At 72.9% G+C, this 20,396-nt stretch carries 19 protein-coding genes and 1 tRNA gene; 8 read left to right on the forward strand and 12 right to left on the reverse strand.

Annotated elements, in window-relative coordinates; all coding sequences use genetic code 11:
• The first annotated feature begins 1,011 nt into the window (after positions 1-1,011).
• From KJS59_RS25945 to KJS59_RS25955, 3 genes are read left to right on the forward strand one after another with little or no spacing between them, the layout of a single operon-like run.
• A complete protein-coding gene (locus KJS59_RS25945; RefSeq protein WP_213455682.1) occupies positions 1,012-1,932 on the forward strand; it encodes a class E sortase in 921 nt (306 codons plus the stop codon).
• A gap of 6 nt (positions 1,933-1,938) precedes the next feature.
• On the forward strand, positions 1,939-2,229 hold the full coding sequence (locus KJS59_RS25950; RefSeq protein WP_213455684.1) for a hypothetical protein: 291 nt from the start codon (positions 1,939-1,941) through the stop codon (positions 2,227-2,229).
• Positions 2,230-2,234: 5 nt separating this feature from the next.
• A complete protein-coding gene (locus KJS59_RS25955; protein WP_213455686.1) occupies positions 2,235-2,885 on the forward strand; it encodes an aminodeoxychorismate/anthranilate synthase component II in 651 nt (216 codons plus the stop codon).
• A gap of 76 nt (positions 2,886-2,961) precedes the next feature.
• Here the strand turns inward: KJS59_RS25955 and pknB are convergent, their stop codons facing one another.
• The 7 genes from pknB to KJS59_RS25990 all read right to left on the reverse strand — a co-directional run bounded on the left by pknB (position 2,962) and on the right by KJS59_RS25990 (position 11,788).
• A complete protein-coding gene (gene pknB / locus KJS59_RS25960) occupies positions 2,962-4,680 on the reverse strand; it encodes a Stk1 family PASTA domain-containing Ser/Thr kinase (protein ID WP_213455688.1) in 1,719 nt (572 codons plus the stop codon).
• 61 nt (positions 4,681-4,741) lie between these two features.
• Positions 4,742-6,037, reverse strand: coding sequence for a serine/threonine-protein kinase (locus KJS59_RS25965; protein ID WP_213455690.1), 1,296 nt, complete (start codon positions 6,035-6,037; stop codon positions 4,742-4,744).
• On the reverse strand, positions 6,037-7,539 hold the full coding sequence (locus KJS59_RS25970) for a peptidoglycan D,D-transpeptidase FtsI family protein (RefSeq protein ID WP_213455692.1): 1,503 nt from the start codon (positions 7,537-7,539) through the stop codon (positions 6,037-6,039). Before KJS59_RS25970 ends, KJS59_RS25965 begins: the two co-directional genes overlap by 1 nt.
• Positions 7,536-9,038, reverse strand: a complete 1,503-nt coding sequence (locus KJS59_RS25975; protein ID WP_376771272.1) for an FtsW/RodA/SpoVE family cell cycle protein — start codon at positions 9,036-9,038, stop codon at positions 7,536-7,538. Before KJS59_RS25975 ends, KJS59_RS25970 begins: the two co-directional genes overlap by 4 nt.
• 55 nt (positions 9,039-9,093) lie before the next feature.
• Positions 9,094-10,515: a PP2C family protein-serine/threonine phosphatase gene (locus KJS59_RS25980; protein ID WP_213455694.1), complete on the reverse strand. Its 1,422-nt coding sequence runs from the start codon at positions 10,513-10,515 to the stop codon at positions 9,094-9,096.
• Complete coding sequence (locus KJS59_RS25985; RefSeq protein WP_213455697.1) at positions 10,512-10,997, reverse strand: FHA domain-containing protein FhaB/FipA; 486 nt, start codon at positions 10,995-10,997, stop codon at positions 10,512-10,514. Before KJS59_RS25985 ends, KJS59_RS25980 begins: the two co-directional genes overlap by 4 nt.
• Before the next feature lie 2 nt (positions 10,998-10,999).
• The gene (locus KJS59_RS25990; protein WP_213455699.1) at positions 11,000-11,788 is read right to left on the reverse strand and encodes an FhaA domain-containing protein; all 789 of its coding nucleotides are present in this window, start codon (positions 11,786-11,788) and stop codon (positions 11,000-11,002) included.
• 233 nt (positions 11,789-12,021) lie between these two features.
• Here KJS59_RS25990 and KJS59_RS25995 point away from each other — a divergent pair.
• From KJS59_RS25995 to KJS59_RS26005, 3 genes are all read left to right on the forward strand, one after another.
• Positions 12,022-12,104, forward strand: a tRNA-Leu gene (locus KJS59_RS25995).
• A gap of 89 nt (positions 12,105-12,193) precedes the next feature.
• A complete protein-coding gene (locus KJS59_RS26000; RefSeq protein WP_213455701.1) occupies positions 12,194-13,264 on the forward strand; it encodes an NAD-dependent epimerase/dehydratase family protein in 1,071 nt (356 codons plus the stop codon).
• Positions 13,264-14,067 carry a WecB/TagA/CpsF family glycosyltransferase gene (locus tag KJS59_RS26005; RefSeq protein ID WP_376771275.1) on the forward strand — a complete coding sequence of 268 codons (804 nt, stop codon included), beginning with the start codon at positions 13,264-13,266 and terminating at the stop codon, positions 14,065-14,067. Before KJS59_RS26000 ends, KJS59_RS26005 begins: the two co-directional genes overlap by 1 nt.
• 130 nt (positions 14,068-14,197) lie before the next feature.
• Here the strand turns inward: KJS59_RS26005 and KJS59_RS26010 are convergent, their stop codons facing one another.
• Positions 14,198-15,802 carry a S8 family peptidase gene (locus tag KJS59_RS26010; protein ID WP_213455705.1) on the reverse strand — a complete coding sequence of 535 codons (1,605 nt, stop codon included), beginning with the start codon at positions 15,800-15,802 and terminating at the stop codon, positions 14,198-14,200.
• 239 nt (positions 15,803-16,041) lie between these two features.
• Between KJS59_RS26010 and KJS59_RS26015 the strand changes: the two genes are divergently transcribed.
• Positions 16,042-16,608: a hypothetical protein gene (locus KJS59_RS26015; protein ID WP_213455707.1), complete on the forward strand. Its 567-nt coding sequence runs from the start codon at positions 16,042-16,044 to the stop codon at positions 16,606-16,608.
• A 109-nt stretch (positions 16,609-16,717) separates the two neighbouring features.
• On the opposite strand, the gene KJS59_RS26020 is transcribed toward KJS59_RS26015, so the two are convergent.
• From KJS59_RS26020 to KJS59_RS26030, 3 genes are all read right to left on the reverse strand, one after another.
• On the reverse strand, positions 16,718-17,110 hold the full coding sequence (locus KJS59_RS26020) for a hypothetical protein (RefSeq protein ID WP_213455709.1): 393 nt from the start codon (positions 17,108-17,110) through the stop codon (positions 16,718-16,720).
• A gap of 117 nt (positions 17,111-17,227) precedes the next feature.
• Positions 17,228-17,452 carry a DUF397 domain-containing protein gene (locus KJS59_RS26025; protein WP_213455711.1) on the reverse strand — a complete coding sequence of 75 codons (225 nt, stop codon included), beginning with the start codon at positions 17,450-17,452 and terminating at the stop codon, positions 17,228-17,230.
• Entirely contained in the window at positions 17,416-18,297 is an 882-nt protein-coding gene (locus tag KJS59_RS26030; protein WP_213455713.1) for a helix-turn-helix domain-containing protein, read from the reverse strand. Before KJS59_RS26030 ends, KJS59_RS26025 begins: the two co-directional genes overlap by 37 nt.
• A 577-nt stretch (positions 18,298-18,874) precedes the next feature.
• Between KJS59_RS26030 and KJS59_RS26035 the strand changes: the two genes are divergently transcribed.
• Positions 18,875-19,177, forward strand: a complete 303-nt coding sequence (locus KJS59_RS26035) for a hypothetical protein (protein ID WP_213455715.1) — start codon at positions 18,875-18,877, stop codon at positions 19,175-19,177.
• A gap of 4 nt (positions 19,178-19,181) precedes the next feature.
• On the opposite strand, the gene KJS59_RS26040 is transcribed toward KJS59_RS26035, so the two are convergent.
• Positions 19,182-20,189 carry a PASTA domain-containing protein gene (locus KJS59_RS26040; RefSeq protein ID WP_213455717.1) on the reverse strand — a complete coding sequence of 336 codons (1,008 nt, stop codon included), beginning with the start codon at positions 20,187-20,189 and terminating at the stop codon, positions 19,182-19,184.
• Between the last annotated feature and the right edge of the window lie 207 nt (positions 20,190-20,396).

Genomic DNA, 20,396 nt, shown 5'->3' on the forward strand with positions numbered 1-20,396 from the left:
GGGCGTCACCGGCGGACCGACCCGGACGAGACCGCCGTCATCCCCCGCTACATCGACCTGCACTTCGAACCGACCCCGACCGCGCCCCCGGCCCCGGTCGTGCCGCCGGCCGTGCCCGCGGCCGTGCCGCCGGCCGCGCTATCGGGGCCCTCGCCGGAGGGCATCCATCCCCAACCCGGCCCTCCGCCGCCGCCCCCGATCCCGGACCCGCCGGAGCCACCCCCGCCGCCGGTCCCGGCCCCCGGGCCGGACCCGACCCCGCCCGGCCCGCCGCCGCCCCCACCGGCCTTCCCACCGCGGGGCGAGTCCCCCGGAGCGGGAACGTTCCCGGCTCAGCCCGCCGCGTTCGGCGGGCCCCCGCCCGCAGCCACGGCACCACCAGGGCCACCCAGCGCCCCGCCCGCGGCACCACCTGGGCCACCCAGCGCTGCGCCCGCGGCACCACCGGGGCCTCCTGGCGCACTGCCGTTCGCAGCCCAACCCTCCGCGCTGTTCGCGGTTCCCCAGGTGCGGGAGCCGCGTTTCCGCGCTCCGGTGAATGGCCACCCGGTGCCACTCACGCCGCCCGCCGGGCCACCGACCGCGCCCGCCGCGCCACCGGCGCCACCGGCCGCGCTGTCGGTCTCACCCGCCGCGCCACCAGGTCCACGTGCCGCACCGCCGATCTCCCCCGCCGCGCCACCGATGCCACCGGCCGCGCTGTCGGTCTCACCCGCCGCGCCACCGGCCACGCGCGCCGCACCACCACCAACCTCACCGGCCGCGCAGTCGGTCTCGCCGGCCGCGGCACCGGGGCCACGGACCGCACCACCAACCTCACCCGCCGCGCCGCCGGCCCCACGCGACGCAGCACCGGGCCCGCGCTTCGCGCCGCCGATCTCGCTCGCATCGCCGCCGGCGCCACCCGCCGCGCCGCCGGGCTCCCACCCGGCCGGCCTGGCGGCGGACGTCACGGCCGTCCAGCCGCGGATCGCGCCGCCACTGGACGCCGGGGCCACCACGGTGCTGCCGGTGGTGAACGTCCGACCGGGTGCGCCCTCCGAGGCGATGACCGCGCTGATCCCCGCCGTTCCGGCCGGCCCCGCGGCGCCCGAAACCGCTCCGGCCGGCGCTGGCGAGGGGCCGGCGGAGGCGGGGGACGGGGACGACGGCGAGCCGAAGCCCAAGCGGGGCGAGCGGGTGGTACCGCTGCGACCGGTCCAGACGGACGCCGGGTACAAGAGCGTCTACTCACAGCTCACCCGCAGCACCGCGGGTAGCGTGACCCTGACGGTGCTGCGCGGCGCGGGCGAGGTGCTGATCACCTTCGGCCTGGTGGTGCTGCTGTTCGCCGCGTACGAGGTGTGGGGCAAGACCACGATCGTGGACGCCCACCAGAGCGACCTGGAACAGCAGGTCGAGCAGCAGTGGGCGCAGCCGACCACCGGCGCGTCGCAGGGGCCGAACTACGTGCCGCCGCCCGGCGACGCGGTCGCCCGGCTGTACATCCCGAAGCTCGACAAGCGCTGGGTGGTCGTGGAGGGCGTCACGGCGAAGGACATCCGGTACGCGCCGGGCCACTACCCGAAGACCGCCATGCCGGGCGACCTCGGCAACTTCTCCGTCGCCGGGCACCGGAACCGGGCCATCTTCTGGCGGATCGACGAGCTGCACGTGGGCGACGACATCATCGTCGAGACGCGGACGAACTGGTACCACTACAAGGTCTACGGGCAGCAGATCGTCACGCCGCGGCAGATCGAGGTGGTCGCACCGGTGCCGAACCATCCCGGCCGCACGCCCGAAGAGGCGCTGCTCACCCTGACCACCTGCAACCCGAAGTTCGACAACTACCAGCGCCTGATCGTGCACGCCCGGCTCGACGGCGAACCCCGGCCACACGACGCCGGCCCCCCGATCGGCCTCGGCAAGCTGCTGGTGGGCAAGGGGTAGCCGGAGATGTACGCCTGGATCTGGCGGCACCTGCCGTTCCGCCGCTGGTACCTGAAGCTGGGCCTGGCGCTGGCGCTGATCGCCGGCGTGTGCGCGCTGCTGTGGTACGTGGTGTTCCCCCTGGCCGAGCCGCTGCTGCCGTTCGACGACGTGCAGGTCACCGACGGCACGGGCGGTACCGGCGGGGACCAGGTCGGCGACCCCGACGCGCCCGGCGGCGACCCGGAGGACCACGAGCTGTACTACTCCACCGAGGAGGCGACCGCCTCCCCGACCGCCACCGGCCTGCCGAGGTGAACCCCGTGCGCGTCCTGGTCATCGACAACTACGACTCGTTCGTGTTCAACATCGTCCAGTACCTGGGGCAGCTCGGCGCCGAGTGCGAGGTCCGCCGCAACGATGAGATCGATGTGGCGGCGGTGGGCCGGTCCGGCGCGGCCGGCGTGCTGCTCTCCCCCGGCCCGGGTACGCCGGAGCGGGCCGGCGTCTGCATGGACGTGGTTGAGCGGTACGCGGGACGGCTGCCGATCTTCGGGGTGTGCCTGGGGCACCAGGCGATCGGGGCGGCGTTCGGTGCCACCGTGGCCCGCGCGCCGGAACTGCTGCACGGCAAGACCTCGGAGGTTCTACACAAGGGCGCGGGCGTCCTGACCGGGCTGCCCGACCCGTTCACCGCCACCCGGTACCACTCGCTCGCCGTGGTCGAGTCGACGCTCCCGGAGGAGATCGAGGTGACCGGCCGGACCGGATCCGGGGTGGTGATGGCGATGCGGCACCGCACGCTGCCGGTGGAGGGCGTGCAGTTCCACCCGGAGTCGGTACTCACCCAGGGCGGGCACCTGATGCTGGCCAACTGGCTGGCGGGGTGCGGCCTGCCCAGCGCCCTGGCCGCCGCACCGGCCCTGGCCGCGGACGTCGAGGCCCGCCGCCTCGCCGCCTTCGCCACCGCCTGACCGGCCTGCTCCGCCCCGCCCACCCATGGCCGCGGTGCCTGGCGGCGCCCCGCAGTCCCGCTTCACCGAGACCCGGTCAGGCGGTGGGCGGATCGGTCGGTTCGTCGGTCGGCGGCGGCGTCTCGGCCAGGGGCCGGGTGACCAGCAGGGTGATCGTCTTCTTGCTCGGGTCGAACAGGCCGGACCTCGGGTCCTGCGCCTGCACCATGCCGGCCTGATCCGGTGGCACGGTGTTGCCGTCCTTGACCCGCACCGTGAAGCCCTGCTCCTCAAGGATGATCCGGGCCTCCTCCTCGGTGCGCCCGACGACGTTCTTGACCGCGACCAGGTTGTTCTTCGAGATCTGCACCTCGACCTCGGTCCCGTACGAGACCGTCTCGCCGGCCCGGAGCACCTTGATGACCTGGTCCTTGGGCTGGTCACTGTCGATCGCGATGAACTTGGGCTTCAGCCCGAGCCCGGACAGCTGCTTATCGGCCAGGTCCTTCGTCGTGCCCGCCAGGTCCGGAATCTTCACCGCGTCCGGGCCGGCGCAGACCGTCAGGTGCACCTCGGTGCCCTTGTTGACCTGCTGCTGACCCACGGGGCTCTGGTCCGTGACGGTGTTCTTCTTGCACGTCGGGCTCTTGTCGGTGCCGTCCGTGACCGCGGTCAGGCCCTGCTGGTCGAGGGTGCTCTTGGCGGCGTCCACGGTCTGGTCGACCACGTTCGGCACCGCGACCTTTTCGGTCTTGTCCCGGTTCGCGACGATGAGGCCGGCGACCAGGGCGACCGCGGCGAGCACGCCGAGCACCGCGATGATGGCGATGGCCCAGGTGGAGCCGCGCCCCTTCTGGCCGCCGCCACCGCGGGCCGCCGGGATGGTCCGGGTGGCGCCGCCCATCGGCCGGACCGGGGCACCCACCGCGACCGTCTCGTCCTCGCGGAGCACCGGGGTCGCCAGGACCGGCCGGCCGGTCGCGGCCCGCAGCGCGTCCGCCCGCATCTCGCCGGCGCTCTGGTACCGGTTCAGCGGGTTCTTCGCCAGGGCCTTGAGCACCACGGCGTCGACGTCCGGGGTGACGTCCCGGTTGATCTCACTCGGCGCGCGGGGGTCCTCCCGGACGTGCTGGTACGCGACGCTGACCGGGCTGTCCCCGACGAACGGCGGGTGCCCGCAGAGCAACTCGAACAGCACGCAGCCGGCGGCGTACACGTCGGAGCGGGCGTCCACCGCCTCGCCCCGCGCCTGCTCCGGCGACAGGTACTGCGCGGTGCCGATCACGGCGCTGGTCTGCGTCATCGTGGTGGCGCCGCTGGCCAGGGCGCGGGCGATGCCGAAGTCCATGACCTTGACCTGGCCGGTCTGGGTCAGCATGACGTTGCCGGGCTTGATGTCCCGGTGGATGATCCCGTGCCGGTGGCTGAACTCCAGCGCGGCGCAGATGTCCGCGATCAGTTCCAGCGCCCGGCGCGGCATCAGCCGGCCCTCGGCCGCCAGCACCTCCTTCAGCGTGCGGCCGTTGACGAACTCCATGACGATGTACGGCAGCGCCTCGCCGGTCGGCGCACGCTCCTCGCCGGTGTCGTAGACGGCGACAATCGCCGGGTGGTTCAGGGAGGCGGCGTTCTGCGCCTCCCGCCGGAACCGCATCTGGAACGTGGCGTCGCGGGCCAGGTCGGTGCGCAACATCTTGATCGCGACATCCCGGCCCAGCCGGAGATCGCGGCCGCGGTGCACCTCGGCCATGCCGCCGTAGCCGAGCAGCTCGCCGACCTGGTACCTGCCACCCAGCAGGCGGGCCTGCGCAGTCATCTCGTCCGTCGTCCTTCGGTCGTCCGCTTCCGCGTACTCTGCCCGGTCCCCGCGCGCTCACTCATCGCACGGTTCCGCCGTCAAACATGCCATCCCGGCCCGCCGCGGCCGGAATGGCGCCACCGGTCGGTCCGAGCCCGCTGCCACCCCGCCGGCTCAGGTAGCCCAGCAGGCCGGCGCAGCCGAGTACCGCGATGACCAGCAGGATCAGGGCCGCGATCAGCAGCCCGTTCCGCCCCGGGGCCCGAGGTGCGGCCGGGCCGCCGGGCGGCGGGTACGGTCGCTGCGGCCCCGGTTGCACCGCGGCCGCGCCGCGAGCGTATCCCGCGTTCGCCGGCGCCGGTACGGCCGGCACGACCGACGCACCGGGCGTCACCGGGTGACCGGGCGGCGGGTACGGCGGCGCCGGGGAGGCGGGCGCCCCGGAGTGGGGGCGGACCGACGCGGCGCCCGGGTACGGCGTGGTCGGGCCCGGCTGCGGCGACGTGGGTCGCGGCGAGGTCGGGTGCGGTGCCGCCGCCGGCCGGCCGGCCACCGGGGCCAGGGTCGCCGCCGCCTGCCGGGCCACCGCGGCCAGGGTCGCCGCGCTGGGCCAGCGGGCCACCGGGTCCTTCGCCATCGCACGGTCCACGATGGACCGCACGGCGGGCGGGATGTCGCCGGGCAGCGGGCGGGGCGCGTCCCGGACGTGCTTCATGGCGATCTCGAGCGGGTTGTCGCCGTCGAACGGCCGGTGGCCGGACAGGCACTGGTACGCGACGACGCCCAGCGCGTACACGTCGGAGGACGGCGTGGCGGTGGCGCCCGCGGCCTGCTCCGGCGAGATGTACGACGCGGTGCCGAGCACCGACCCGGCGGCGGTGAGCTGGGCCACCATGGCCGAGCGGGCGATGCCGAAGTCGGTGAGCACCAGCGTCCCGTTCGGGCGGACCAGCAGGTTCCCCGGCTTCACGTCCCGGTGCACGATGCCCTTCTCGTGCGCGGCCTGCAGCGCGTCCGCCGCCTGCGCGACCAGCGCCATCGTGCGGGCCGGCGTGAGCCGCCCGACCCGGCCCAGGGTGCGGGACAGCGCGTCGCCCTCCACGTACTCCATCACCAGGAACGCGACCGAGTCGTCGCTGCCGAAGTCGTAGACGTCCACGACGCCGGGGTGGTTGATGGTCGCCATCGTGCGCGCCTCACCCCGGAAGCGCTCGGCGAAGCCCGGCTCCTCCAGCAGCGCCGGGAGCAGAACCTTCACCGCCACGGTGCGGCCGAGCACCTCGTCGGTGCCGCGCCAGACGTCGCCCATGCCGCCGCCGGCGATCCGCTCGTCCAGGCGGTACCGGTTGCCCAGCGACACTCCGGGGCTCAGCATCAACCGTTCCCCCGGTCCCGGGTGATCGACTTCATCACCTGGCCGGCGATCCGCGCCGCCTCCGCGCTGCCGCCCTGGCCGGCGTTCTGGAGCAGGACCGCCACCGCGGCGATCGGCTCGTCGCCCTTCTTCACGAAGCCGATGAACCAGCCGTGGTTCTCGACGCCCTCCCCGGCCTGTGCCGTGCCGGTCTTCCCGCCGACCGTGTACCCGTCGATCTGCGCCTTCCGGCCGCTGCCGTTCTCGACGACGGAGATCATCATGTCCTGCAGGGTCGCGGCGACCTGCGGGTCGACCGGCCGGCGTAGCTCGCGCGGGCTCGCCGTGTAGTGGTTCGTGGTCAGGTCCGGACCCTGGAGCACCTGCACCAGGTACGGACGCATCTGGCTGCCCCCGTTGGCGACCGTGGCGGCCATGAGCGCACCCTGCAGGGGCGTCATCCGCACATTCGCCTGCCCGATGGCGGACTGCGCCAGCGCCGGCAGGTCGTCGGTGCCGTCCGGGTCCTTGATGTCCCCGGTCTGGCTGGCCGCGACGCGCACCCCGCCGTCGTCGAGCTGGCCCACCCGGAGGTCACCGTCGCCGAAGCCGAAGTCCTGCGCCTTCCGCTTGAGCGTGTCCGCGCCGAGCTTCTCCACGGCGAGCCGGGTGAACGCGGTGTTGCAGGAGACCGTCAGGGCCTGCTTGAGAGTGATCTTGTTGGGGCAGGTCACGCCTGGGGCGTTGCCGATCACCTGGCTGGTGTCCGGCGGCTTGTACGTCGAGCCGCCGGTCAGCTCGCTCTGGGCGGTCAGCCCCGCCTCCAGCGCCGCCGCCGAGTCGATCACCTTGAACGTGGAGCCGGGCGGGAACGTCTCGGCCAGCGCCCGGTTCAGCAGCGGCTTCTTCGGGTCGGCCAGCAGCTTGTCGTACGCCGCCTGGGCCGCCTTGGTGCTGTGGCTGACCAGGGGGTTCGGGTCGAAGCTGGGCATCGAGGCCATGGCGAGCACCGCACCGGAGCGCGGGTTCAGCGCGATCACCGCGCCGCGGGTCGCGCCGACGTTGTTGTTCGCCAACTCCCGCACCGCCGTTTCCTGCGCGGTCGGTGAGAGCGTGAGCAGCACGTTGCCCCCCGGGGACTTGCTGTTCCGCCACATGTCCCGGAACCGCTCCCCGAACAGGCTGTCGCTGGTGCCGGCGAGGAACTCGTTCTCGTAGTTCTCCACGGCGATGTCGCCGAGGTTCACCGGCTTGTACCCGATGACGTGCGCGTACGTCTCCTTGAACGGGTAGGTGCGCTGGAACTTCAGGTCGTCGTTGGTGGCCTTGCTCTGCGCCAGCACCTTGCCGCCCGCCACGATCTTGCCGCGCTCGCGCTCGTACTCGGCGACCTGCACCCGGCCGTTGTAGTCGCTGTTGCGGTACTCGTCGGCCTTGTACGCCTGCACCCAGTTCAGGTTCGCGAACAGCAACCCGAACAGGATCATGGCGACGACGCCGACCCGCCGCAGCGGAGCGTTCACCGGTTGATCACCTCCGTCGGCGCGCCGTGCAGCCGCATCGGCGCCGATCCCGTGCCGCTGGACCGGACCGGTCCCGCGGCGCCCTCGCCCGCCGGCCGCCCCGCCGCGTCGGAGATGCGCAGCAGCATCGCGACGAGCAGCCAGTTCGCCATCAGCGAGGAGCCGCCGGCGGACAGGAACGGGGTGGTCTGGCCGGTCAGCGGGATCAGCCCGCTCACCCCACCCACGATCACGAAGACCTGCAGGCCGAGCGTGAACGACAGGCCGCCGGCGAGCAGCTTGCCGAACGAGTCCCGCACCGCGAGGCCGGCCCGCAGCCCGCGCGCCACGATCAGCAGGTAGATCACGAGCAGCGCGGAGAGGCCGAACAGCCCGACCTCCTCACCCATGCCGGCGAAGATGAAGTCGTTCTTGACCTCCTCGACCAGGTTCGGCTGCCCGGCGCCCGGCCCGGTGCCGAACAGCCCGCCGGTGCCCAGCCCGAGCAGCGACTGGGTGAGCTGCCAGCCCTTGTCGTACGGGTCGGCGAACGGGTCCAACCAGGTGTCGACCCGCTGGCCGAAGTTCAGGAACGGGCCGCCGATGCTGTGCCCCAGCAGGTACGCCAGGAAGGCACCGCCGGAGAACAGCAGCAGACCGATGATCAGCCAACTGACCCGCTCGGTGGCGATGTAGAGCGTCACCACGAACATGCCGAAGTACAGCAGCGAGGTGCCGAGATCCTTCTCGAAGACGAGGACCAGCAGGCTCAGCGCCCAGACCGCGACGACCGGGCCCAGGTCCCGCCCGCGCGGGAAGTCGATGCCGAGGAACCGCTTGCTGGCCAGCGACAGCACCTCGCGCTTGCGCACCAGGTAGTAGGCGAAGAAGGACAGCAGCGCCAGCTTGGCGAACTCGCCGGGCTGGATGGAGAAGAAGCTGCCGAACCGGATCCACAGCTTGGCGTGGTTGACCTCGGAGATGCTGGACGGCAGCACCGCCGGGGTGATCACCAGCACGATGCCGACCAGGCCGAGAGTGTACGCGTACCGGGAGACCATGCGGTGGTCGCGGACCACCACCAGCAGCGCGGCGGCGAGCACCACCGAGATCAGCGTCCAGGCCAGTTGCCGACCGCCCACCCCGGCGAAGACCGGGTAGTCGACGCGCCGGGCCGCCTCCTGCCCGCCGAGGTCCAGCCGGCGCAGAAAGCCCACGCCCAAGCCGTTGAGCAGGGCGACCGCGGGCAGCAGCGCCGGGTCGGCGTGCGGGGCGAGGAACCGCACCACCAGGTGCAGCGCGAAGAAGGTCAGGAACAGCACCGCCGCCGGCACCCAGAACGTGCCGGTGATGGTGTCCAGCATGCTCGCCTGCACCGCCGCCCCGTACGCGGCGACCAGCACCATCGCCAGGACGAGTAGGCCCAGTTCCGCGTTGCGCCGGCCGCGCCCGCCGCGGCGGGGGCGCGGCGCGGCGCCCGGCTGGGCGGGCGGCGGCGCCGAGGCGGCGGGGGCGGTCACAGGGACATCCTCGAGTTCCTCGTCGGCCGGTGGTTCCCCGCGGGAATCCGCCGGGTCACCGGCAGCCGTCGGGCGGCGTCGGTGCGGTCGTGGTTGCTTCGACGTCGGAGGGCGAGCCGAGGCTCCCGTCGACGCTGGGCGAGGCGCTGCCCTCCGGCGCGCCGGTCGGGGCCGGTGGCGTGTGGGTGGGGCTCGCCGGGGGTGGCGGCGTCGCGGTGGGCGTGGCGGTCGGCTCGGGCGGGCAGGTCGGCTTCAGGTTCGGGTTGCCGGGGATGTCGTTGGTCAACTCGGTGAGCAGCCGCTCGGCGTCCGCCTCACTGTCGGCCGGTATCCCCTTCTTCACGGTGTCCTGCGCGGCCGCCGTGAGGTCCTCGATCCGGGTGTCGCTGGTCTCGTGGACGCTGGACAGTTGCAGGCCGGCGATCTGGCCCGGGACGCCCCGGAACACCGCGACCTTGCCCTCGTCGGTGGCGCCCACGTAGTACTGCGCCTGGGTGAACGTCCAGCCGTACCAGAGGCCGCCGCCGAGCAGGCCGAGCAGCAGGGCGAGCAGGATCGTGGTGCGGACCGGGTGCCGGCGCGGCCGGTCGGGCTCCTCGTCGGACCGTCCGGCGCCGTCCGAATCCGGGCTGGCGGGGCGGGGCGTGGCCAGGGCCGCCGACGCCCGCGCCGCCGGGGTGGACTCGAGCGTCGCGGCCGGGGACATGCCCCGGTCCCGGGCGGCGGCCCCGCCGACCACCGGCGTCTCCTCGACGATGTCCTCGTCGGTGGCGTCGGCCACGATCACGGTGATGTTGTCCGGCCCGCCGCCGCGCAGGGCCAGCGAGACGAGCCGCTCCACGCACTGCTGCGGGTCGGCGTAGTCGCGCATTGTCTCCGCGATGGTCTCGGCGCTGACCACGCCGGACAGCCCGTCGCTGCAGATGAGGTACCGGTCGCCCGGCAGCACCTGCCGGACGCTGTACTCCGGGTCGATGTCCCGGCCGTCCAGCGCCCGGGTCAGCAGCGACCGTTGCGGGTGGCTGCTGGCCTCCTCGGCGCTGATCCGGCCCTCGTCGACCAGCATCTGTACGTACGTGTCGTCCTTGGTGACCTGCGAGAACTCCCCGTCGCGCAGCAGGTACGCGCGGGAGTCCCCGATGTGCACCATGCCGAGCTTGGAGCCGGAGAACAGCGTCGCGGTGAGCGTGGTGCCCATCCCCTCCATCTGGGGATTGGCGTCCACGGTGTCCCGTAGCTGCTGGTTGGCCAGGTCGACCGCGCCGCGCAGGGCGTCGACCAGCGCATCGCCGGGTACGTCCTCGTCCAGCGGCGCCATCGCGGCGATGACGATGTTGCTCGCGACGTCACCGGCGGCCATGCCGCCCATGCCGTCGGCTACGGCGAGCAGCCGCGGCCCGGCGTAGACGGAATCCTGGTTTCCGTCTCGGATCAGGCCGCGGTCACTGCGGGCCGCGTAACGCAGAGTGAGGGTCATGGTCGCAACTCAAGGGCCGTGCGGCCGATGCGGATCGGCACGCCGAGGGGGACGGGGGTAGGTCCGGTGACCTTAGCGCGATCGAGGTACGTACCGTTGGTCGAGCCAAGGTCCTCGATCATCCACTGCCCGTTGCGGGGCACCAGCCGCGCATGCCGGGCCGAGGCGTAGTCGTCAGTGATCACCAGGGTCGAGTCCTCCGCGCGGCCGATCGTGATCTGGTTCTCGCCGAGGGTGATCCGGGTGCCCGCCAGTTGGCCGGCGGTCACCACCAACTGGTGTGCCGCCTTGCCGCGCTTGACCTTCGCGGGCCGACTCGCCGCGCCGCCGGACGCGCCAACCCCCCGGGGCGCCGCCACCAGGCGGGACGAGCGCGCACCGGCGAACAGGTCCCGCCGGATGACGCCCACCACTGTGAACACGAAGATCCACAGCAGCACCAGGAACCCGAGCCGGGCGACGGCGACGACGAATGCGGGCAACGCTAGCCGTCCACGCGGAACGTCAGCGTGGTCGTGCCGAGCTGGATCATGTCACCGGGGTTGAGCGCCACGGCCGAGACGCGCTGGCCGTTGACCATGGTGCCGTTGGTGGAGCCGAGGTCGGTGAGGACGACCTGGGCGCCGTCGTAGTCGAGCCGGGCGTGCCGGCGGGAGATGCCGACGTCGGGCAGGCGGAGGTTCGCCTGATCGCCGCGGCCGATGACGGTGGAGCCCATCTGCAGCGGGTAGGTGCGCCCGTCGCCGGAGACCAGCCGCACGGTGCCCCGGCCACCGCCGGAGACCGGCGCCTGCGGTGGGTACCCGCCCTGGTCGTAGGGCGCGTACTGGGGTGGTGCGTCGTACCCGGGCTGCTGCACCGGCGCGACGTCCCCGCCGGTGTAGACCTCGGCGGTGACCCGGAACATGCCGGTGTCCAGGCCGTCGCCGCGTTCGATCTCGACGATCACGTCGCCGTAGACGGTCCAGGCCTGCTCGCCGATGAACTCGGCCTGCGACTGCGCCAGCTCCTGGGCGAGAGCAGCGGCGTAGGGCGCGAGCCGGCTGTGGTCGTAGGGCGAGAGGTCGATCACATAGCGGTTCGGTACCAGAGTGCGCCCGCCGGCCAGGATCGCCTTGTGCGCCTCCGCCTCCCGCTGCATGGCGTTGAGGATCTCCACGGGGTGCACGACCCCTTTGAACACCTTGGCGAAGGCCCCCTCGACCAGACCTTCCAGGCGCTTCTCAAAGCGCTGCAGCACGCTCACCGGCTCCTCCTCGGGTTCCGAGGTCATGATGGTATCCGGCCACCGCCCACGCCGTCTGCGCACGATGGCCGGGTCCGATGAGACCCCGGTTGACCAGCGGTGCGCCGCACCCTTTCCCGGTGCGGCGGCGCGCTGCCCGGCCGTGCTACGCTTCCGGGGCCGCCGCGCGCCACACCGGTTCGCGGCCGTAGCCAGGTACTACAGTAGTCTGTGTCGCACCCCAATGGGACAGGGACTACTCTGGTCCCGGTTCACCGCCCGGGGAAGTGGCGGAATGGCAGACGCGCACGGTTCAGGTCCGTGTGCCCGAAAGGGCGTGGGGGTTCAACTCCCCCCTTCCCCACCGCAAGGCCCCTCGGTCGTCACCGGGGGGCCTTTTTCGTTTCGGCTATGCTTCCGCCGATTGCCCAAAGCCTGAACCGGGAGTGTCGTGTGAGTGTCGCGCTGGTGACCGGATCCGGGGGACTGATCGGCTCGGAGGCGGCGCGCCACTTCGCCGGCCTGGGCCTGGAGGTCGTCGGCATCGACAACGACATGCGTCGCGAATTCTTCGGCGCCGAGGCGTCCACCGCCTGGAACGTCCGCCGCCTCGCCGCCGACCTGGGCCCCGCCTACACCCACCTGGACGCCGACATCCGGGACCGGCCCGCGCTGGCGGAGATCTTCAAGCGGTACGGCCGGGACATCGCCGTCGTGATCCACACCGCCGCGCAGCCGTCGCACGACTGGGCCCTCCGCGACCCGTACACGGATTTCGACGTCAACGCCGGCGGCACGCTGAACATCCTGCAGAACGTGCGCGACCACTGCCCCGAGGCCCCGGTCATCCACTGCTCCACCAACAAGGTCTATGGCGATCGGCCGAACAGTCTGCCCCTGGTCGAGCGGGAGACCCGCTGGGAGATCGAGCCGGGTCACCCGTACGAGGGCGGCATCACCGAGGACATGTCCATCGACGCCTGTCTGCACTCGGTGTTCGGCGCCTCCAAGGTCGCCGCCGACGTGATGGTCCAGGAGTACGGCCGCTACTTCGGCATCCGCACCGTGTGCTTCCGGGGCGGCACGCTGACCGGCCCGGCGCATTCCGCCACCGAACTGCACGGATACCTGGCGTACGTGATGCGCTGCAACATGGAGCGGCGCACGTACAAGATCTTCGGGTACAAGGGCAAGATGGTCCGGGACGCCATCCACAGCTCCGATGTGGTCTCCGCGTTCGAGCAGTTCTTCCGCGCCCCCCGGGTCGCCGCCGTCTACAACCTCGGCGGCGGGCGGCACTCGAACGCCTCCCACCTGGAGGCGTTCGCGCTGGCAGAGAAGATCACCGGGCACGAGATGATCACCGAGTACCAAGAGGCGAACCGGGTCGGCGACCACCAGTGGTGGATCGGTTCCAACGCCGCGTTCCAGCGCGACTATCCGCGGTGGAAGCAGCGGTACGACATCCCGATGATCCTCCAGGAGATCTACGAGGCGAACGCCGGGACGTGGGTGCCGGCGTGATCTGGCTGGGCAAGCGGAACGTCCTCGGCGTGCTGGTCGACGCCGTGGACTACGAGGCCGCGACCGCCCAGGTGCTGTCCGCCGCCCGGGAGCACCGCCCGCTGGCGCTGACCGCGCTGGCCGTGCACGGCGTGATGACCGGGGTCCTGGACCGCGCCCACAACGCCCGGCTCAACTCCTTCGACCTGGTCACCCCGGACGGTCAGCCCGTCCGCTGGGCGCTGAACCTGCTGCACAGCGCCAAGCTCCGGGACCGGGTCTACGGCCCCACGCTGACCCTGAAGGTGCTCGAGGGCTGCGCCGCCGAAGGGCTGCCGGTCTACCTGTACGGCTCCACCGGCGAGACCCTCGAACGCCTGACGCCGAGGCTCCAGCGGATGTTCCCCGCCCTCAAGATCGCCGGGGTGGAGGCGTCGAAGTTCCGGCAGGTCCAGCCCGGCGAGGACGAGCAGATCGCCGAGCGGATCAAGGGGTCCGGCGCCCGCGTGGTCCTGGTCGGCCTCGGCTGCCCGCGCCAGGAGGTCTTCGCGTACGCGATGCGCCCCCTGCTGGACATGCCGCTCATGGCGGTCGGCGCCGCCTTCGACTATCACGCGGGCCAACTGCGCCACCCGCCCGGCTGGATGCAGCGCGCCGGCCTCGAATGGCTGTGGCGCCTCGGCCTGGAACCGCGCCGGCTCTGGCGCCGGTACGTGGTGCTCAACCCGGTGTACCTGGCCCGCCTCGGCGCCCAGAAGACGAAACTGTGGGACGCCGAGCCGCCCGCGCCGTCCGACGAGCGTCCCTCCACGTTCAGCGTGTGACGCGGCGCACCTGAGCGCCGGCCCGCCGCCCGCGTCCGCGCGGTTCGAGGTGGAGGACGGGTAGCGGCCCCGGTACGCGGGGGTGCACCGGGGCCGCCGTCGACCTCCCCAGGTCGGGTACCGGTCCGGCCTAGGCGGTCAGGGTCCAACTGTCGAGGGTGCCCGTGTACACCCGGTACACGTCCTGCACCTGGAGCCGCCAGGTGCCGTCCGCCGCCTCGCTGGACAGGTTCACCGGGTACGTCGTGTTGACGTTGCTCGCGCTGTCCGACAGGTTGCTGTTCTTGAGCCGGTAGCTGGAGCCGTCCGGCGCGAGCAGGTTGATGACCAGGTCACCCCGGTAGGTGTGCCGGATGTTCACCGCCACCGTCGAGGTCGCCGAGGCGGCCCGGCCGCAGCCGGAGATCGTGATGGCGCTGGTCACGGCGGCACCGGCGTCGGGGATGGCCACGCCGGTGGCGTTGGTGCCGGTGCAGCCGGTCGGCGGCGGGGGCGGGGGCGGCGTGGTGCCGCCGGAGCCCACGTAGAGCAGCTTGTTCGGGGTGCCGGTGCCGGCGTTGGTCACGTGGTCGCTGGTCGCGTTGGCCACCATCGCGTCCCGGACCTGCTGCGGCGTCCAGCCGGGGTTCGCCTCCAGCAGCAGCGCGGCCGCGCCGACCACGTGCGGCGTGGCCATCGAGGTCCCGCTGATCGTGTTGGTCGCGGTGTCGCTGGTGTACCAGGACGACGTGATGTTCACGCCCGGCGCCAGGATGTCGAGGCAGGTGCCGTAGTTGGAGAAGCTGGCCGCCGCGTCGTTGCTCTGCGTCGCACCGACCGTGATCGCCTCGGGCACCCGGGCCGGCGAGGTGGTGCAGGCGTTCTGCCGCACGCCGAGGGCGTTGCCGTTGCCGGCCGCGATCCCGTAGGTGATCCCGGCGGCGATGGAGCGGCTGACCGCCGCGTCGAGGGTGCTGTCGGTGCCGCCGCCGAGGCTCATGTTCGCCACGGCCGGCTTGATCGCGTGGGCGGTCACCCAGTCGATGCCGGCGACGACCTGGGCGGTGGTCCCGCTGCCGGAGCAGTTGAGGACCCGCACGCCGACGAGCGCGACGTCCTTGGCGACGCCGTAGTCCTTGCCGCCGACGGTGCCGGCCACGTGCGTGCCGTGCCCGTTGCAGTCGTCGGCGGTACCGCCGGAGACGGCGTCGAAGCCGCTCGTGGCGCGCCCGGCGAACTGGCTGTGGCTGAACCGGATGCCGGTGTCGATGATGTACGCGTGCACGCCCACCCCGCTGGTCGGGTACGTGTACGAGTTGTCCAGCGGCAGGTCCCGCTGGTCGATCCGGTCCAGTCCCCAGGACGGCGGGTTCGCCTGGGTGCCCAGCGCGTGCAGGACGTGGTTCTGCTCGACGTAGGCCACCGCCGGGTCGGCGGCGATGCGCGCCGCCTGGGTGGCGTTCCCGCTGATCTCGAAGCCGCGCAGCGCGGCGCTGTACGTGCGGGCGACCGCGCCGCCGTGCCGGCGGGTGAGATCGCCCGCGGTCGAGGCGACCCGGCTCCGGTCAACGGCGGCGTCCTTGAACACCACCAGGTAGCTGTTCGGCACCGCCTCGGCGCCGCCCGCGTTGCGGATCTCCCCGTGCGGCGGCTCGGCGGACGCCGGGGTGCCGGCCAGGGCCGTCACCAGGGCGGTGACGGTGGTGGCCAGTCCCCATAGGATCGTGCGTCTGGTGGACGCGGTCGGGAGCGTCATCTCCCCTTCTCCCCTCTGATCGGCCCTGGCCGCGGCCGCGCTCGTGGCACTGGCCGGTGGACGGGGGTTTGGCCGATCAGAGGACAGGTTATGGGTCGAACGACCGACCAAGGCAGAGCTGCAAATGCATAGATCACGTCACTACGGACAATTTGGTTGGCCCCTAGGGGAGCCCGGCGAGGGGTACGCCAGGGAGCCCCCCGGATGCCGACGAACCCGCATGGGTGCAGGCTGTGTCCATGACCGCCGACCTGCTCGTGCTCAGCGTCTGTGCCGCGTGGACGGGCGCCGCCCTGCTCGCCGGCGCGCTGCCGCAGACCCGCACCGCCTGCGCGCTGCGCCGCCGCACGCGCTGGCTCTCGGCCCTGGTCGCGGCCGGGGGGACCGGGGTGGTCCTGGTGCTGGCCGCCGGCGCGGCAACCGGGGTGACCGGCGCCCGAGCGCTGCTGCTCGGCGCCCCCGCCGCCCTGGCCGGCGCGACCGCCTTCGCGCTGCTGGCCCGGGTCCGGTCCTACGCCGACGCGTTCACCACCGCCCCGGCGGCACCGGCCAGCCCGGGGCTGCGCGCGGCCGCCGCCCGCCCGCTGCTCGCGGCGCCCATCCAGGTGACGGCGCTCGCCGCGTTCGGTGTGGCGGCAAGCACGCTCGGCCCGCACCCGCTGGTCGGACTGGGTGTCGCGGGAACGCTTGTCGCGGCGGCCGGGCTGGCCACCGCGATCGGCCACTCGGTGCGGCACAGCATCCTCGCCGAGGGTGCGCTGCGCCTCGCGCCCGCGCGGGTGGCGATCCGGCCGCTCAGCCGGTAACGGCTCGCCGGATTCACGCCGCGACGCCCGGAACGCGACGCCGGAGTCGACCCGGAGCGGCGTGGCCGGAGTCGACGCGGGGCCGCTCGACGGAGGTGACGCCGGGGCGTCAGCGGCGGAGGGCCTCCTGCTCGTACAGCAACTCCAGGATCGACCGGGCGGCCTCGAACCAGCGGTCCAGCCACGCCTGGTCGGGGGCGATGCCCTTGGGGGGCAGTTCGAGCAGCAGGCCGCGCAGCAGCGGGTGGTCCGCCATCGTCCCGGTCGGCGCCGGCGAGTCCAGCCAGTCCGCCGGCGGGTACCCGGGCTCCGCCAGCCCGTCCATCGACAACGACGGCAGCATCGAGGGCTCCATGCCCGGCCCCCCACCGTTGCGCGGACCGGCGGCCGAATCGGCACCGTCCGGCCCGTCCCGGCGCACTCCGCGGTAGTCGTTCAGCGGTGCCGCGAACCGATCCTGGGCCATCGGGCCGGTTCCGAGATTCTCCGGGCCGATCGTCATGCGTCCTCGCCTGCCTCTGCTCGCCGAAAGCCGCGCGGCCGGGCCGAGGGCCGCACCGCCCGGTACAACGAGGCGGCGGGCCGCTCGGCCACGGGAGCAACCGGATCAGTCAGACAATCAGAGGTCGAACTCGCCGTCCTTGGCGCCGTCGACGAACGCGTCCCACTCGTCGGGCGTGAAGATCAGCGCGGGTCCGGTCGGGTTCTTCGAGTCCCGGACGGCGATCGCACCCGAGACAAACGCCACCTCGACGCAGTTGTCGCAGTTGGGTCCGCTTCGGGTACTCTTGCGCCACACGGCCTGATCTAGGTCGATCCGGTATCCTTTGCTCGTAACTTCCACAATGGCTCCTCAGCGAGTCTTGTCAGAATGGCTTCGGACTCCCGCGGTGGCCGAGCCGCCCGCTGGATGTTCTCGAAGATGAACTCGTACTTGCGCAGTTCCTCCGCCTTCTCCAGGAAGAGGCCGCCGGTGGCGTTCTCGGCGAACACCACGCTCGGGTCACCCGCCTCGGGAAAATCGAGGATGGCGAACGTCCCATCCATCCCGGCGTGCGCGCCCACCTCGAACGGCAGCACCTGAAGCGTCACGTTCGGCAGGCCGGCGGCCCGGGCCAACCGGCGGATCTGGTCACGCATGACCTCGTCCCCACCGACCGGCCGGCTCAGCACCGCCTCGTCGAGCACGACCCAGGCGTTGATCGGATCGTCCTGGGACAGTAACGACTGGCGACCCAATCGGACGCGCACCCGGCGCTCCACCTCATCGTCGGAGATGTCGGGGCGGGCGGCACGGATCATCGCACCGGCATACGCCTCCGTCTGCAGCAGGCCGGGCACGACCTGCTGCTCGTACGCCCGGACGGAGCCCGCCGCCGCCTCCAAGCCCACATATGCGCCGGTGAGCACCGCGCTGTACGGGTGCCACCAGCCCTTCTGCCGAGCCTCCCGGGCGATCTGAACCAGTTCCTCGCATTCCTCGCCCGTGACGCCGTAGATACCGAGCATGTCCCGGACATCCCTCGGGGTCGCGCTCGTGTGGCCGGTCTCGATGCGGGAGACCTTGGACGCCGAGCACTCCAGGCGGTCGGCCACCGTCTCGATCGTGATGCCGACCGCCTCGCGGCGGCGGCGCAGTTCGGCGCCGAGGCGGCGTCGCCTGATCGTGGGACTACGGCGGTCGGTCACCGGAAACCTCCACGGATGCCGGAGGGCATGGTGCACGATGAAGGGGCCCTCGCCGCTGCGCCGGTTTGGGCCGGATCGACCGTCGCCAGCGCACGGTCGGCTGGCACGGACTGACGCGTCGATCCGCGGAGCGCGATCAGTGTGCCGACGAGACCGCGACGCATCAACCCGAGCGCGACCGCGGTGACGGCGGTCGAGGGACACCTTCCCCATGCAAGTTGCATTGATCCTACGATTCCGGCAGGCTGTCCGTACGGTATGGATCACGCACCGTTTCCGAGTCCACCCGCGAATGCTGATGTAACCGTCCATACCGGGCACGGACTCCGGGCGGGCACTCCGGTCTCGACGGCCGGCAGGGGTCACCGGATCTATCTCAATAACGATTTGGCTGATCTCTGGCGCCGGCCGGCGGCGGGCACCGTGGCGGGCATCGCGGCCACGTCGCCGGTACGGTGGGTCAGCCGCGCACGCACGGCGGGTTACGGCGCCGTTCTTTGGTACGTGGCCGGCCCTCGGCCGGGTCCGGGCGTAGCCCCCCGACGCGCCCGGGCAGTTCTGTGGGACAGGAGTTGACGTGCTTCCCCGGTCCGGAGACGTCTTACAGATCACCCGCGCGGCGAGCGTCCAGTTCGCCCAACCCATGCTCTTCCGCGTCATCCGCGTGCACGACTGGCCGACCTACGACGGCTGGGTCTGGCTGGACGGGTACGAACTCAACGCCGACGGCGAGGCGGTCGACCGCCGATCCATCTTCGTGCAGATCGGCGGGTTGCGGCAGGTCGGCTCGGCCCCCGACCCGCGCATGCGCAACGCCCGCCAGCCGGCGATCCGCCAGGCCACCCGCGGGCCCGGCGCCGCCCGCGTCCACGCGCGCTGACGCGCTAGCCCGTCGCGGTCGGGGTCGGCGGTGCGGTGGTCGGCGGCTCGGTCGTCACGGTCGGCTCGACGGTCCGCGGCGGCGTCGCGATGATCAGCGTCACCTCGTCACCCCGGGGCAGCATCGTGCCGGCGGGCGGGTCGGTGCGCACCACGCTGCCCGGCGGGAAGCCGCCGTTCTCCTCGAAGGCGAGCCGGAAGGTGAGCCCGACGTCGTCCAGCGTGGCCCGGGCGTCCGCCTCGGACAGCCCGACCAGCCGCGGCACCACGACCCCCGCCGGGGTGGTCGCGGTCGGCGCCGTCGGCACCTGCGGCTGCGGCTGCGTGGTCTCCGGCAGCGTCGGCGGGGGTGGCGCCGTCGCCGTCGGCGCGGCGGGTGGGGACGGCTTGTTGCCGCCCTCGCCGAGCAGCAGCCACAACCCGTACCCGAGCACCGCCAGGAGCAGCAGCGCCACCAGCGCGACCACGGCCGGTATCCACCACCGCCGGCCCGGCGCGGGCTCCTGCTGCTCGATCCACTCGCGCCGCTCCACCATGGGCTCGCCGCCCGGCCGCGGTATGGGCGCCCGCGCGGCCCACCCGCCCGCGATCGGCGCCGTCGCGGCCGTCTCCCGGGCCGGCGGCCCGTTCACCACCCGGGTGGCCTCCGGATCGGTCGGCTCGTCGGCGCCCGAGTACGCCGCGTAGCGCTGCGTCTCGTCGAAAGCCCCGTGCGGCTGGGTTCCGTCGTGAGCCCCGTGCCGTTGGGTCTCGTCGAAAGCCCCGTGCCGCTGCGTCTCGTCAAAGGCCCCGTGCCGCTGGGTCTCATCGAGGGGGCGGTGCCGCCGGGTCTCGTCGGATGGCCCCGGTGCCACCGGCCCGGGCTGGGCGGTCTCGTCGCCGGACGGGCCGTGCGGCCGGGCCTCGTCCCTGGCCCGCTCGCCGGTGCCGTCGCGGTCCGCCGCCGGGCCCTGCTCGCCGCCGGCCGGCTCGGCGTCCTCGCCGCGCCGCTGCCCGCCCTGCTCCTCGCCCATCGCCTCGCCCCTCCGGCCGGCGCGGGCCGCCACCCGCGGCGCGTCGCCAAACCCGACTGTCCGGCTAATGACATCACGACGGGGCACCCGACGGGCGGGACTCGCCGGGCTACGGGCACCGGCCACGGCGGGGGCCGGCAGGCTAGCGGGCGCGGTGGTGATTCGTCCAACTCGCCCGGCCGGCGGCCGACCGCTACAGTGCCCCGC

This window comes from Rhizomonospora bruguierae (assembly GCF_018397995.1).
Lineage (GTDB): Bacteria > Actinomycetota > Actinomycetes > Mycobacteriales > Micromonosporaceae > Rhizomonospora > Rhizomonospora bruguierae.